This window comes from Pseudarthrobacter sp. NIBRBAC000502771 (genome assembly GCF_006517215.1).
GTDB classification, from domain to species: Bacteria; Actinomycetota; Actinomycetes; order Actinomycetales; family Micrococcaceae; genus Arthrobacter; species Arthrobacter niigatensis.
The window spans coordinates 1,183,071-1,196,005 of record NZ_CP041187.1 but is presented as its reverse complement, the minus strand read 5'-3'; the positions used below and the strand labels follow the sequence as shown (position 1 = coordinate 1,196,005).

15 protein-coding genes are annotated in these 12,935 nt (G+C 67.3%); 6 read left to right on the top strand and 9 right to left on the bottom strand.

The annotated features are described in order from the left end of the window. Window positions 1-4: 4 nt before the first annotated feature. From NIBR502771_RS05685 to NIBR502771_RS05650, 8 genes are all read right to left on the bottom strand, one after another. The gene (locus NIBR502771_RS05685) at window positions 5-1,264 is read right to left on the bottom strand and encodes an ABC transporter substrate-binding protein (protein WP_246839823.1); all 1,260 of its coding nucleotides are present in this window, start codon (window positions 1,262-1,264) and stop codon (window positions 5-7) included. Beyond that, complete coding sequence (locus tag NIBR502771_RS05680; RefSeq protein ID WP_141158876.1) at window positions 1,261-2,361, bottom strand: branched-chain amino acid ABC transporter permease; 1,101 nt, start codon at window positions 2,359-2,361, stop codon at window positions 1,261-1,263. The genes NIBR502771_RS05685 and NIBR502771_RS05680 overlap by 4 nt, the downstream gene beginning before the upstream one ends. After that, window positions 2,361-3,242, bottom strand: coding sequence for a branched-chain amino acid ABC transporter permease (locus NIBR502771_RS05675; protein WP_141158875.1), 882 nt, complete (start codon window positions 3,240-3,242; stop codon window positions 2,361-2,363). Before NIBR502771_RS05675 ends, NIBR502771_RS05680 begins: the two co-directional genes overlap by 1 nt. Window positions 3,243-3,246: 4 nt before the next feature. Next, window positions 3,247-3,957: an ABC transporter ATP-binding protein gene (locus NIBR502771_RS05670; RefSeq protein WP_141158874.1), complete on the bottom strand. Its 711-nt coding sequence runs from the start codon at window positions 3,955-3,957 to the stop codon at window positions 3,247-3,249. After that, window positions 3,944-4,726 (bottom strand): ABC transporter ATP-binding protein, encoded by a 783-nt coding sequence (locus tag NIBR502771_RS05665; RefSeq protein WP_141158873.1) that lies wholly within the window; start codon window positions 4,724-4,726, stop codon window positions 3,944-3,946. The genes NIBR502771_RS05670 and NIBR502771_RS05665 overlap by 14 nt, the downstream gene beginning before the upstream one ends. A 134-nt stretch (window positions 4,727-4,860) precedes the next feature. Continuing rightward, window positions 4,861-5,148 carry a MoaD/ThiS family protein gene (locus NIBR502771_RS05660; protein WP_141158872.1) on the bottom strand — a complete coding sequence of 96 codons (288 nt, stop codon included), beginning with the start codon at window positions 5,146-5,148 and terminating at the stop codon, window positions 4,861-4,863. Further along, window positions 5,141-6,250, bottom strand: a complete 1,110-nt coding sequence (locus NIBR502771_RS05655) for an exo-alpha-sialidase (RefSeq protein WP_141158871.1) — start codon at window positions 6,248-6,250, stop codon at window positions 5,141-5,143. Before NIBR502771_RS05655 ends, NIBR502771_RS05660 begins: the two co-directional genes overlap by 8 nt. A 71-nt stretch (window positions 6,251-6,321) precedes the next feature. Continuing rightward, entirely contained in the window at window positions 6,322-6,522 is a 201-nt protein-coding gene (locus tag NIBR502771_RS05650) for a hypothetical protein (RefSeq protein ID WP_141158870.1), read from the bottom strand. Between the two features lie 280 nt (window positions 6,523-6,802). On the opposite strand from NIBR502771_RS05650, the gene NIBR502771_RS20680 reads away from it, so the two are divergent. From NIBR502771_RS20680 to NIBR502771_RS05620, 6 genes are all read left to right on the top strand, one after another. Beyond that, on the top strand, window positions 6,803-7,834 hold the full coding sequence (locus tag NIBR502771_RS20680) for a hypothetical protein (RefSeq protein WP_168225721.1): 1,032 nt from the start codon (window positions 6,803-6,805) through the stop codon (window positions 7,832-7,834). 104 nt (window positions 7,835-7,938) lie between these two features. After that, a complete protein-coding gene (locus NIBR502771_RS05640; RefSeq protein ID WP_141158869.1) occupies window positions 7,939-8,712 on the top strand; it encodes a class F sortase in 774 nt (257 codons plus the stop codon). Between the two features lie 81 nt (window positions 8,713-8,793). Then, the gene (locus NIBR502771_RS05635) at window positions 8,794-9,306 is read left to right on the top strand and encodes a universal stress protein (RefSeq protein WP_141158868.1); all 513 of its coding nucleotides are present in this window, start codon (window positions 8,794-8,796) and stop codon (window positions 9,304-9,306) included. A 332-nt stretch (window positions 9,307-9,638) separates the two neighbouring features. Continuing rightward, window positions 9,639-9,953, top strand: a complete 315-nt coding sequence (locus NIBR502771_RS05630; RefSeq protein WP_141183485.1) for a metal-sensitive transcriptional regulator — start codon at window positions 9,639-9,641, stop codon at window positions 9,951-9,953. A gap of 53 nt (window positions 9,954-10,006) precedes the next feature. Further along, window positions 10,007-10,246: a heavy-metal-associated domain-containing protein gene (locus tag NIBR502771_RS05625; protein WP_141158866.1), complete on the top strand. Its 240-nt coding sequence runs from the start codon at window positions 10,007-10,009 to the stop codon at window positions 10,244-10,246. 27 nt (window positions 10,247-10,273) lie between these two features. After that, window positions 10,274-12,550, top strand: a complete 2,277-nt coding sequence (locus tag NIBR502771_RS05620) for a cation-translocating P-type ATPase (protein WP_141158865.1) — start codon at window positions 10,274-10,276, stop codon at window positions 12,548-12,550. Between the two features lie 22 nt (window positions 12,551-12,572). Here NIBR502771_RS05620 and NIBR502771_RS05615 read toward each other — a convergent pair whose 3' ends face one another. After that, window positions 12,573-12,845 carry a DUF2277 domain-containing protein gene (locus tag NIBR502771_RS05615; protein ID WP_141158864.1) on the bottom strand — a complete coding sequence of 91 codons (273 nt, stop codon included), beginning with the start codon at window positions 12,843-12,845 and terminating at the stop codon, window positions 12,573-12,575. Between the last annotated feature and the right edge of the window lie 90 nt (window positions 12,846-12,935).

Below are 12,935 nucleotides of genomic sequence, written 5' to 3'. Positions count from 1 at the left end.
CTGGTCAGCCAAAGTTCTCGGCCGTTGCGTAGCCCTTGCCGTTGTACTTCTGCACCACCACCGAGGACACAGCCGGCTGGCCGTCCACCGTGGTGTTGACCGACGTACCTTCCAGCATCAGTGGCGCCTTCAGGTCCTTGATGTCCCGCAGCGCCGTCATGAAGCTGTCCCGCGTCGGCTCCTTCATGTTCTGGAACGCCTTCTCAAGGGTGGCGCCCACCATGTAGCTCCACATGCAGTGCGGGAAAGCCGGCATATCCGGGTAGTTCCCGTACTTCTTGAGTTCGTCAAGGAATTTCACGACGTCGGGGTCCTTGGCGAACGCGGGGCTCTGCGGTGCCTTGGCAAAGGACACCGAGTAGATGCCGGGGTAGGCGGCAGCGCCGCCGGGCTCAAGGATCGCAGTGGGGCTGGACGTATTGGAGGGCAGGAACCAGCTGGGCTTCCAGCCGATCTGCTGCGCCTTCTGCAGCGCGGCGATGGTCAGCGGCGTGATGGACATGGCGTTGAAGAAGACGTCCGCTCCGGAGGAGGCCAGCTGGGTGAGCTGGGCATCAACGGATGTGTCGGTGGCCTCGTAAGTCTGCTCCCCCACCACCGAGATGTTGGATGCTCCCTGAATGGCTTCCTTGAAGCCGGCAACGTAGCCCTTGCCGTAGTCATCGTTCTGCGACAGGATGGCCACCTTGTGCTGCGCGCCCGACTTCGCCAGGAGCTTGCCGAAGGCGCCCCCCTCATTCTGGTAGATGGGCACGAAGCCCAATTGCCACGGGCTCTGCTTCCGGTCGCTGAAGAGCGGGTCACCGGTCATAACCAGCACCTGCGGGACTTTCTGGCTGATCGCGGCGTCGCGGAAAGCACGGTTGGTGGGGGTGCCCAGGCCGGCCGTGGCGGCAAAGACGTTGTCCGACACCATCTGCTGGAAGTTGGCCAGCGACTTTTGCGGATCGTAGGCGTCGTCGTAGGACTTGATGTTAACGGTTCGCGTCTTGCCGTCGCCAAACTTCACGCCGCCGGCGGCGTTCGCGGCACCAAAGTAGGCCGAGACGCCGGCCACGGTGCACTTGCCCGGCCCTGCGGTGGCGCCGCTAAGGGGGGTGGTGATGCCAAGCGTGATCGCCGAGTCCGTTATCCCGGGAGAGGACGCAGAACCGCCGCCGCCCTGGCCGCCGCTATCGCCCCTGCAGCCGGACAGGGAGAGCGCGAGGGCGGCTGTCACGGCAACGATGCCAAGTACCCCGCCGGGCTTCTTTCTCATGTTCATGGTCCATCTTGCCTCTCTGTTTGTTCATGTCCCTCCAGCGCATCGTCCGGAACCGGGCGGTGCGCTGGAGCGGTCTGCTGGGAAGTCTCCCGAACCGGGCCGGCGGAGGACCGGCGGCCCGTGGAGCGGCCGGCACCGGTCCGGCGGGTCAGCCGCCGCACCGCCCGGGGCACGCTCACCAGGCCGCCGGGCAGCAGGAACAGCACCGCGAGAAGGATAGCGCCCTGGCTGACGGTGGTGAGGTTGGGATCGATGGCGTTGGTCAGCTGTGGGACGAAGACGTAGTAGGCGCCGCCAAGGAGGGACCCGGCGATGCTGCCCGCGCCGCCGATGACCATGGCGGCCAGGAGGCTGATGGAGTGGCCGAAACTGAGCGTCTCAGGCGAGGTGTACTGCACGGCGGCGAGGTACAGGAAGCCGCTGGCCCCGCCGAAGATGGAGGCGATGGTAAAGGCGAGCACCTTGGTCCGGTAGGGGGAAATGCCCATGGAGGCCGCAACAGCCTCGTTCTCCCGGACCGCCGCGAACGCCCGCCCGTACTTGCCCCGGACCAGGCTCCGCGCCAGCAGGAAGGCCGCGGCTGCCACCACCAGGACGATGTAGAACTGCCATTGGTCGTTGTCCAGCCCGGACCAGTCGGGGGCGTCCGTGAACCGTGCGGAGATCCCCTGCGAGCCGCCGGTGAATTCGGAGAGGCGCTTGGCCAGGGGTACCCCGACGATGGGGAGGGCGATGGTGACCATCGCGATCGCCAGGCCGCCCAGGCGTGCGGCCGCGAGGGCCACCAGCAGCCCCACCACACCGGCCACGGCGCAGGCCGCGACGAACACCAGCAGGATGTTCCAGCCGTGGTTGACGCCGTAGGCGGTGACATAGGCTCCCAGCCCCACGAAGAAGATCTGCCCGAGGTTGACCTGGCCGGTGTAGCCCATGACGATGTTCAGCCCGAGCACCGCCACCGCATAGACACCGATGCGGACCAGCGTCTGGTTCGCAAAGGCCGGCAGGGCCAATGGGGCCACGATCAGCACAATGGCCGCGAGGGCGGCGAGGAGTATCCGGACCCATGGCCTGCGTGTGGCGGCAGCGGCATTCATCAGACCCTCACCACGACCTTCCTGCCGAACAGGCCTTGGGGACGGACGATGAGGATGACGAAGATCAGCGCGAAGGGCACGGCGATTTTGAGGTCGTGGCCGATGAGGGGAACGTAGACGGCCACCAGGTTTTCCAGGACACCGATTGCCGATGCCGCAACCACGCAGCCAATGGGACTGGTCAGGCCGCCGAGGATCACGGCGGCGAGCGCGTAGACGAGGGCGGTGTCCAGCATGCCGGGCGTCAACGTCAGCTGCGGAGCAACGAGGACGCCGGCAATCGCCCCCAGGGTGGCAGCGAGTCCCCAGCCCACCATGAGCAGGCGGCCCACCGGCAGGCCGGAAAAAGCGGCCGACGCCGGGTTGTCGGCAACGGCGCGGAGGGCCAGTCCCAGCTTGGTGCGCAGGAAGAGCAGTTGCAGGACCACCATGATCACAACGATGGTCACGGCGGTGGCCAGGGACCTGACGCTGACGACGGCCCCGAGGATTTCAACGCTGGTCAGCGGGAAGAGCGACGGGAACCCCAGGTTGTTGTAGCCCCACAGGACCGCGCAGATACCCGTGACCAGGGTGAGCAGGCCGATGGTCACCACCACTGCGGTGTCCGGATCTCCCCGTTCAAACCGCCGGATCAGGAAACGTTCCACCAGTGCGCCGAAGAGGAAGGACAGGACAATGGCAATGATGATGGCCAGGATGAGAGGCAGGCCGAGCTGCACGAACGCGTAGGCGAGGTAGGCGGACAGCACCGCCATGCCGCCCTGCGCGAAGTTGATCAGGCCGGTGGCCTGGTTCACCAGCACGATTGCCAGGGCCAGGGCCGCGTAGATGGAGCCGGTGGCCAGGCCGTCGACGACGAGTTGGATGAAGGTTCCCATTCGGTCAGCCCCCCAGGTAGGCGCGGCGGATTTCGTCCATGCCCTTGAGTTCGGCCGAGGTTCCGGTGAGGACGTTCCGCCCCGTTTCCAGGACGGTGGCGGTGTCCACGAGGGAGAATGCGAGGTTTGCATTCTGTTCCACCACCAGCATCGCGATCCCGGATTCGAGCCGTAGCCGCCGGATGGCCTGGTACACCGTTTTGGCGGTGCTCGGTGCCAGCCCCAGCGAGGCTTCGTCCAGGAGCAACAGTTTGGGTTTGGCCATGAAGGCGCGGCCAACCGCGAGCATCTGTTGTTCGCCGCCCGAAAGCGCTGCTGCCCGCGAGCCAACCCTGTCCTGCAGTTGCGGAAACAGGTCCAGGCAGTAGTCGATGTCACCGGCGATGGCCTTCCGGTCCTTGCGCAGGTAGGAGCCCACCATCAGGTTCTCCCGCACGCTCAGCTGGCCCAGGGTGCCCCGCCCCTCAGGTACGTGTGCTATGCCCAGTGCTGCCACCTGGTCCGGCCGGAGGCCCCTGATGTCCCGGCCATCGAACCGGAGGCTGCCGCCGGTCCGGACGCTGCCGCTGATGGCCCGGAGCGTGGTGGTTTTGCCCGCCCCATTCGCACCCAGGATACCCACGGATCCGCCCTCCGGGACGCTGAGGGAGACCCCCTCCAGGACCTGCACGGGGCCGTAGGACGCTGTGACGCCGGTCAGTTCAAGCAGCGTCATCCGCGGCGTCCTTTCCGATGTAGGCCTCAATGACGCGGGGATCGGACTGGGCTTCCGCCGCGGTTCCCGACATCAGCTTCCGCCCGTGGTCCAGGACCACCACTTGGTCCGTCAGAGCGGAAATAAGTCCCATGTGGTGCTCCACGATGATGATGGTGAGGCCCTGCTCGGCGCGGAGGCGCTTCACGGTGGCGATGAGCTGTTCAACCTCCCCATGCGACAGGCCGGCTGCCGGTTCGTCGAGAAGGAGCAACGTGGGCCTGGAAAGCAGCGCCCGCCACAGCTCGATGCCCTTGTGGAGCCCGTGGGACAGTTCGTCGGCAGGCACGTCCGCCGCCCATCCCAGCCCGGCGTTGGCCAGGAGGTCGAGTGCCTCGGCGCGGACGGCCCGCTCGGCACGGACGGTGTACGGCATCCGCAGCGCCCACGAGACCGGGCCGCCGGGCAGCCGCGTGTGGCCCCCGAGGAGCACGTTCTGCAGGACTGTGGCGTTCAGCTGGAGCGCCGGGTGCTGGAAGGTGCGGGCAAGTCCAAGGCGTGCCATCCGGGACGGGGCACTGCCGGACACCTCGGTCCCGTCGATGGAAATCGAACCGGAGCTTGGCTTGTAGTGGCCACTGATGCAATTGAACAGGGACGTCTTGCCGGCACCGTTCGGGCCCACCAGGCCGAAGATCACGCCGGGCTCGACGTCGAAACTGACGTCCTGCAGCACCTTGACCCCGCCGAAGTGCAGGCTGACGTCCTTGAGGCTCAGGCTCGCGGCCACCCTGTACCTTCCTGTTGCATCATCGCTAGGAATGGATGCAGTTGATCACCACTGCACGAAACCGACGCTACGGATCGCGGACGAAATTGTCAACGATTTTGCACTCGGTTTACGCCAACGGCTCCAGCCGCCGCTCAGCCGCCCGCAACAGACTGGATTACCAGCACTTCCTGGCCCGGCACTACCTCGGTTTCCAGGCCCTGAAGCCGCCGCACCTCGTCACCGCCGACGTAGATGTTGACGAATCTGCGCAGCGCCCCGGTCTCGTCCCGGAGCCGGCGCCCCAGCACGGCATAGTCGGCGGCGACGGCATCGAGCAGGTGCCCCACCGTTACCGGCCCGTCGGCCGGAGTGGTGAGCACGGGTTGTCCGCCGGCCAGGGGTTGCAGGACACTGGGCAACAGCAGCGAAATCTCAGGCACCGGCTACCACTGCCGCCCGGACGCAGAGGACGTCCGGCAGGTGGGACGCTACCTCCGTGAACGTCTCCCCTTCATCAGCACTCGCGTAGACCGTCCCGCCCCGCGTGCCGAAGTAGACCCCGGCCGGTTCCGCCGTGTCCACCGAGGCAGCGTCCCTGAGCACACTGTTGTATTCATGCTCGGGGAGGCCGGCGCTGAGCCCCGTCCAGGTGTTCCCGGCGTCGTCCGTGCGATGGACGGCGAGCTTTCCGTCCGGAGGGATGCGTTCGCCGTCGGCCTTCAGCGGTATCACCCAGGCGGTGCCGTCCCGGCGCGGATGCGTCAGCATGACGAAGCCGAAGTCGGCCGACAGGCCCTCCGCGATGGAGTTCCAGCTGTCGGCATTGTCGTCGGTCCGGTAGACCCCGTGGTGGTTCTGTGCGTAGAGGCGTCCTTCGACGGCGGCATCCGCGGCGATCTTGTGCACGCACTGGCCGAACTCCGGGTTGGGGTCCGGCATGAAGTAGGCCGAGATGCCCTTGTTGCGCGCTTCCCAGGACGACCCGCCGTCCAGCGAGCGGTACACACCTCCGGTGCTCATGGCGACGTGCACGGTTTCGCCCGCCGGGTCCACCACGATCGAATGTGCCGCCGCACCGCCGTAGCCTGCTCCCCACTCACTGCGGTGCGGGTGGTCCCACAGGCCCCGGTTCAACTCGAAGTGCTCGCCGCCGTCGGTCGATTTCCATACGGAGATGGGCTCCGCCCCCGCCCACACCACCCCGGGCCGGGACTCGGCGTCCGGGTAGATCTGCCATACGCGCTCCACGGCGGCGCCGGTGTCGCCCGGAAAGGTGATGGCGCCGTGTTCCGGCTCGGACCAGGTGGCGCCAAGGTCATCGGAGTGTGCAACGGTGGGTCCCCAGTGCGGGCTGCGGACTCCCACCAGGATCCTGGTCCGGCCCTCCCGGGTATCGATTCCGATGCTGGGGATTTCGGCCATGAGGAAGTGGGGGCCGCTGAAGGACCATTCCCGCCGGTCCCGGCTGGTGGCGAGCCACAGCCCTTTCTTGGTGCCGATTGCCAGGATGAAGGATTCTGCCGCCGTTGCCATGCGGACCATGCAACCACCGTCAGGGGCAACGCGCAACGATTTTGAGCCCGCCACCGGTGGGAAAGCGGGCGGACAAGGGGTTAGTCCACGAATTCCGACTGCGTTTCGATGAAGTCCCAGTCAGCGGCGGTCAGCACGGCGGCGGGATTGCCCGGATGCGGGCCGCCGGCTTCCGCAATCCCCTGGAGTACCGGAAGCGGCAGCTCCAGTGCGCGGAGGTTCTGCCGCAGCCACTCTTTGCTGGCCAGGTCCAGGTCCAGCCACCACATGTAGATTTCCACGATTCCCCCTCCCTGCTTCAGTTAAAACGGTAGGCGCGGCCCGCACTGCGGACAAGGTCCCGCCGCGGAAGCAGGTGGCGCTGGCCGGCTTTAGGGTACTGGCAGGTAACTTGGGCCGCCGGCCCCGCAGAAAGACGAGTACCCCCTACTGGCGACTGCCCCAGGCGGCGCCCCTAGCCTGAAATCTCAAAGCAAGCTGACCGTGCTGCTGGGGCATACGGCGCAACCGCTGGCCGTCCCCCGCCATGGTCCGTTTGACGCACACATATGGGGAGAAGACATGAAACGCACCTTAGCCACACTGGGGGTGGTTGGGCTCGGCCTGATCAGCCTCACAGCGCCTGCCATCGCAGCTTCCGACCCAGTGGTGATCACCCACTCCGGCGGAAGCGCGCTGATACCGCTGGTCAATGTCAACGGCAACGGCGGAACCAACAACGGCGGCGCCAACAATACTGGCGGGAACGGCAACGGCGGAACCAACAACGGCGGCGCCAACAATACTGGCGGGAACGGCAACGGCGGAACCAACAACGGCGGCGCCAACAATACTGGCGGTAGCGGCAACAACGCTGGCGGCAACGGCGGAGGCGGCACCGACAACGGCGGCTCCAACGCTGGCGGCAACGGCGGCGGCTCCAACGCTGGCGGCAACGGCGGCGGCTCCAACGCTGGCGGCAACGGCGGCTCCAACAACGGCGGCGGCAACGGCAACGGCGGCTCCAACAACGGCGGCGGCAACGGCAACAACAACGGCGGCTCCAACAACGGCGGCGGCAACGGCAACGGCGGCTCCAACAACGGCGGCGGCAACGGCGGCGGCTCCAACGCTGGCGGCAACGGCGGCTCCAACAACGGCGGCGGCAACGGCAACAACAACGGCGGCGGCAACGGCGGCGGCAACGGCGGAGGCGGCTCCAACGCTGGCGGCAACGGCGGCGGCACCGGCAACGGCGGCTCCAACGACGGCGGCGGCAACGGCAACGGCGGCTCCAACGACGGCGGCGGCACCGGCGGAGGCGGCACCGACAACACCGGCGGCGGCACCGGCGGAGGCGGCACCGACAACACCGGCGGCGGCAACACCAACGTCTCGGCGGCTTTGACCACGGCCGCTGCCCCCAAGGCAGCCCCGCAGGCCGCTCCCGCCGCAGCCCCGGTCAGCGTGGGAACCAACCAGGGCTACAACGCCCAGACGGCCGTTGGCGCTGACAGCACACCCGGCTGGCTTGCTGGCCTGGGAGCACTGGCTGCCGCAGGAGCGATGGTGGGTGTACGCCGTCGGCCACGTCCACTGCACACCACCCGCTAGCCCACAATCCGCCACCCCGGTGGCTTAGAGACAAGGAAGGCGCCCTGCCAGTGCCCGGCAGGGCGCCTTCCTTCCTTTCCCCGGACCACCCGTGAGGAGATGCCATGCCACAGGACCGACGCCGGCACGCAGCACCCGGGCGACGCATCACGAGGTGGCAGCCCCGGCAACGGTGGACCAGGGGCGACCTGGCCATCCTTGGCTGCGGCGTCCTCACCTTCCTGTCCTTCACGGCTGGCGCACCCCTCTTCCACGAGGCCCCCCTGCTGACGGTCCCCGGCATCCACGCGTCGGCTCCCGGCGTACGCGCCGCCGCTGCGCCTGCGGGGGCGGCAGCCCCGATGGCGGAGACCGGCATTCCGCAGGCCACCGGAACAGCGGCCGCCCAGCCCCAGCCCGTGGTGAATCCAGCGCCGGAAGCCGCCGTCCTGCCGCCGGCTGCCCAGCCGATCCACATCCGGTACCCGGCCGCCGCCTTCGATGTGCCCCTCCATCCGCTGGACCTGGACGGCAAAGCACAATCCAGCCGCACCATTGAGCCCCCCGCTACGAAGGACGGCTACTGGCTTTCGGCTTTCGGCACGCCGGGAAAAGGATCCGGCAACACCACGTACGTCATAGGCCACAGCTGGGAGGGTGCGGACGCTCCCTTCAACCATTTGAGCTCGGCGGCCGCCGTTGGTGACCGGTTTGATCTGGAAACTGCCGCCGGGTCCATCAGCTACCAGGTGGACAGCGTTACCACCTACCTGAAGTCCGGCCTCAAGGACAGCGCCGTCTGGGACATGGTGCCCAACCGCCTGGTCCTCATCAGCTGCTTTACCGAGGACCCGTGGGGCAAGAACGTTGTGGTCACCGCTTCCCCAGCTGCCCCGTAGCATCCGCCCGGCAACGCCTGAAACGTGCCCGGGCCTAACGTACCTGTTCACAAGGTCTTTGACTGGCGCACAATGGGCAGCATGACGTGGGAAAACTTCGATGGAGCTCCCCTGCTGGTGGGCATCATGCCGAAACAGCACCCGGAGGTCATCCAGACTGCGGCCGCCCTCGCTGCCCGGCTGGCGGCACCCCTGGTCTGTGCGTATGTAGACGAAGCCAGCTACCTGGTCGAGTGGGATCCGGCCCGTTCCGCCCACCGCCTGTCCCGGTACCCGGGAGTGGATGACGACATGCTGGCACTGACAACCGAGCTGAAAGCGCTGGTCCAGTCCACCCTGGACCAGCTGCCGGCGGGCGGTGGACCACCGGAGTGGTCCTTCCGCACCCTCACCGGCGACCCGGCCCGGGCACTCGGGCAGCTGGCCGCCGAAATGGACGCACCCTTGATCATTGTGGGTACCCCGGAACGGGGATTTACCCATCGCCTCTCGGAAGCCCTCAGCGGCGCCGTGGGCACATGGCTCAGCCACCACCAGAGCCGGCCCGTGCTGGTGGTTCCCTACCGGATGCCAGCCCACGAGGACCGGCCGTGATGGGTGCTCCCGGGGGCAAAACCCCTTCTTCGGGGCCCCGCTAAAGTAAAGCGAAAGTAGTTATTCGGGGTGCTGGCGCGGTGCCGTACCAGCCAGTAAGCTGATTCAAGCAAGGCCGATCCACCTACCGTGGAAGCAGGAATTGCCCAAGAGCTGCTCCGGAGTGCGTATCCCCCAATAACGCACTCCGGAGCTTTTTTTGTGCCCCGAGGGGGTGCCATCGGCACCTTTAAGTTACCCCCCGGGGGTACTTGTGCATATACCCCCAAGGGGTATATGTTGACTGCATGAACGCTACCGGGGAAGCCATTGCGGCCGCCGAACATCCGGCTATGGAGGAAGGCGCTGCCCCTCAGCACGGGTACACGGGAAACAAGGACGCCTACCTCCGCCGCCTGAAGCGCATCGAAGGCCAGGTGCGGGGCATAGCCCGGATGGTGGACGAGGACAAATACTGCATCGACATCCTGACCCAGGTTGCCGCCGTCACCAAGGCCCTGCACGCCGTCAGCCTGGGGCTGGTCGAGGAACACATCGGCCACTGTGTGGTGGGGGCCGCCTCCGAACCAGACCCCGACGTACGGGCAGAAGCCATCGATGCCAAGGTCAAGGAAGCTGCCGACGCAATCGGCCGCCTGCTTCGCTGACGCCACCACCATCCCAACCCGGCCACCGCCGGCACCACAAGAAGGAGCAAGCCATGAGCACCACCGCCCCCACCACCACGACCATCAGCGTCTCCGGCATGACCTGCGGACACTGCGTATCGGCCGTCAGCGAAGAACTCGAAGCCCTTGAAGGCGTTGAAGCAGTGAACGTGGACCTGAACGCCGGCGGCATCTCCACCGTGACCATCACCTCCGGCAAGGAACTGTCCCCCGCGGAAATCGGCGAAGCCGTGGCCGAGGCCGGCTACCTGGTGGTTGCCAACGAAGCCTGATCACCCTCCCACTACCGGAAAGCTGCCATGAGCCACCAGGAACTGCTGCACCCACCGGGCACCCGCGTCGTCGAACTCGACATCGAAGGGATGACCTGTGCGTCCTGCGTCAACCGGGTGGAAAAGAAGCTCGGCAAACTCGACGGCGTGGCTGCAACGGTCAACCTCCCCCTGGAGTCCGCGTACGTCACGGTCCCGGCAGGCATCACCGACGAGCAACTGGTGGAGACCGTCAACGCGGCCGGCTACCAGGCGAAGGTGCGCCGGCAGCAGCCGACGGGCGGCGAAAATACAGCTGCTGAACCTGCCGCAATGCCCGCCGCCGAGCTCCGTCCGCGGCTCATCCTGGCAGCCATCCTGACGGTTCCGGTATTCCTGGTCAGCATGGTCCCGGCGTTCCAGTTCCCCAACTGGGGGTGGGTTGCGGCGGCTCTGGCCCTTCCAGTGGTCACGTGGGCGGCGTGGCCCTTCCACCGCGCGGCGGCCGTCAATGCACGGCACCTGGCATCCACCATGGACACCCTGGTATCGCTTGGGGTGGCAGCGGCCTACCTGTTTTCGGCCTGGCAGCTGCTGGCAGATCCGCGCATGACCGAGCACCCCGGCATGGAGGGCATGAGCGGCGGCCTGTATTTCGAGGTGGCGGCCGTCGTCACCACTTTCCTGCTCCTGGGCCGGTACCTGGAGGCCAATGCCAAGCAGAAGGCCGGCGATGCCCTCAGGGCCCTGCTGAATTTGGGTGCCAAGGATGCCACGGTCCTGCGCGACGGCACAGAGCAGAAGATTTCCGCCGACCTGCTGCAGGTGGGCGACCTGCTGGTAGTCCGGCCAGGAGAGAAAATCGCCACAGACGGCGTGGTGGTGGACGGCGCCTCGGCCGTTGACGCGTCCCTGGTCACGGGTGAATCGGTCCCCGTCGAGGTAGGCCCGGACAGCCGCGTGACAGGTGCCACCATCAACACGTCCGGCCGCCTTCTGGTCAGGGCTACCCGGGTGGGCGCCGAAACCACCCTTGCCCAGATGGCGCGGCTGGTGTCACAAGCCCAGACCGGGAAGGCGCCCATCGCCCGGCTCGCGGACCGGATCAGCAGTGTCTTCGTGCCGGTGGTCCTGGCGCTGGCGGTGCTGACATTCGTACTCTGGCTGCTCTTCGCCGGGCCGGCCGCGGACGGGGACCACCTGCGGCAGGCGTTCACCGCCGCCGTCGCCGTCCTGGTCATTGCCTGCCCCTGCGCACTGGGCCTGGCCACGCCCGTCGGCCTGCTCACCGGTACCGGCCGCGGCGCGCAGCTGGGCATCCTGATCAAGGGCCCGCAGGTCCTTGAGGACACCCGCACCGTGGACACCATCCTCCTGGACAAGACCGGTACGGTCACCACTGGCGTCCTGGCCGTGGATGCCGCGGCAGCATTTCCAGGCTTCCAGGACCGGGACGTCCTTCGGCTTGCAGGCGCCGTCGAGGCCGCCTCGGAGCACCCGGTGGCCCGCGCCATCGCAGCAGCAGCCACGTCAGTGTCCGCAGGCAAAGCGGGCGACGCCGGCACATTGCCGGCCGTGCAGGGGTTCAGTTCCGCCCCGGGCGGCGGAGTGTCGGGCACCGTTGAGGGCAGGGCCGTGATGGCAGGGCGGAGCGGTTGGCTGGAGCAGAACGGGATCGTCCTGGACGCCCGCCGGCAGGCCATGCTCGCATCCGCTGAGCAGGGCGGAGCGACCGCCATCTGCGTCGCCGTGGACGGGAAGGCTGCTGGATTCATCAGCCTCCGGGACACTGTCAAGGAAGGTTCCGCCGCCGCCGTCGAACGGTTGAAGGCATTGGGCCTGCGGCCCGTCCTGCTGACCGGCGACAACGCCGCGGTCGCCGCCCGGGTGGCTGCCGTCGTCGGGATTGCTCCGGACGATGTCTACGCCGGCGTCCTGCCCGAAGGAAAAGTCGAGGCAGTCCGCAAGCTCCAGGCCGGCGGCGCCACGGTGGCCATGGCCGGGGACGGCGTCAACGACGCCGCTGCTTTGGCGCAGGCCGACCTGGGAATTGCGATGGGTTCGGGCACGGATGTGGCCATCGAGGCCGCGGACCTGACGGTGATGGGCAACGACCTGGCCCAGGTGGCGCAGGCCATTGAGCTGTCCAGGAAGACGCTGGGCACCATCAAGACGAACCTGTTCTGGGCGTTCTTCTACAACGCAGTGGGAATCCCGGTGGCCGCCCTGGGGCTGCTCAATCCGATGATCGCCGGCGCGGCCATGGCCGCCAGCTCGGTACTGGTGGTGGCCAACTCGCTGCGGCTGCGAAGTTTCGGCAAGTAGCCCCGGCGGCTGGCCCCCGCGGTCAGGCCGCGCCGAAACGCACTGCGGAACGCGCCTTGGCCTTGGCCGCTTCCGCGTCCCGGTCCTTGGGCGGCGCCTGCGTTACCAGCGAATCCAGCAGGTGCTGTGTGATGTGGGCGATCTCATGGACGGCGTCGTCAAAGGCCTCCTGGTTGGCCTTTGACGGCTTGGTGCTGCCGCTGATCTTGCGGACGTACTGCAGCGCAGCCGCATGCACCTCCTCGGATGAGGCATGCGGCTCGAAGTTATGGAGGGTTCGGATATTCCGGCACATAACGCCATGCTAGGCTCTTCCAACGCCTGGGATCGACCCTTTTTTCATGGTCTTCACCCGGCGTCCATGGGGAGCCCGGCATGGGCAGGG

Excerpts from the sequence above, each read along its gene's own strand:
- NIBR502771_RS05670 (WP_141158874.1), bottom strand. The coding sequence starts at position 3,957 with ATGACGCTGCTTGAACTGACCGGCGTCACAGCGTCCTACGGCCCCGTG.
- NIBR502771_RS05620 (WP_141158865.1), top strand. The coding sequence starts at position 10,274 with ATGAGCCACCAGGAACTGCTGCACCCACCGGGCACCCGCGTCGTCGAA.
- NIBR502771_RS05680 (WP_141158876.1), bottom strand. The coding sequence starts at position 2,361 with ATGAATGCCGCTGCCGCCACACGCAGGCCATGGGTCCGGATACTCCTC.
- NIBR502771_RS05630 (WP_141183485.1), top strand. The coding sequence starts at position 9,639 with ATGGAGGAAGGCGCTGCCCCTCAGCACGGGTACACGGGAAACAAGGAC.
- NIBR502771_RS05685 (WP_246839823.1), bottom strand. The coding sequence starts at position 1,264 with ATGAACATGAGAAAGAAGCCCGGCGGGGTACTTGGCATCGTTGCCGTG.
- NIBR502771_RS05640 (WP_141158869.1), top strand. The coding sequence starts at position 7,939 with ATGCCACAGGACCGACGCCGGCACGCAGCACCCGGGCGACGCATCACG.
- NIBR502771_RS05615 (WP_141158864.1), bottom strand. The coding sequence starts at position 12,845 with ATGTGCCGGAATATCCGAACCCTCCATAACTTCGAGCCGCATGCCTCA.
- NIBR502771_RS05625 (WP_141158866.1), top strand. The coding sequence starts at position 10,007 with ATGAGCACCACCGCCCCCACCACCACGACCATCAGCGTCTCCGGCATG.
- NIBR502771_RS05655 (WP_141158871.1), bottom strand. The coding sequence starts at position 6,250 with ATGGTCCGCATGGCAACGGCGGCAGAATCCTTCATCCTGGCAATCGGC.
- NIBR502771_RS05675 (WP_141158875.1), bottom strand. The coding sequence starts at position 3,242 with ATGGGAACCTTCATCCAACTCGTCGTCGACGGCCTGGCCACCGGCTCC.
- NIBR502771_RS20680 (WP_168225721.1), top strand. The coding sequence starts at position 6,803 with ATGAAACGCACCTTAGCCACACTGGGGGTGGTTGGGCTCGGCCTGATC.
- NIBR502771_RS05635 (WP_141158868.1), top strand. The coding sequence starts at position 8,794 with ATGACGTGGGAAAACTTCGATGGAGCTCCCCTGCTGGTGGGCATCATG.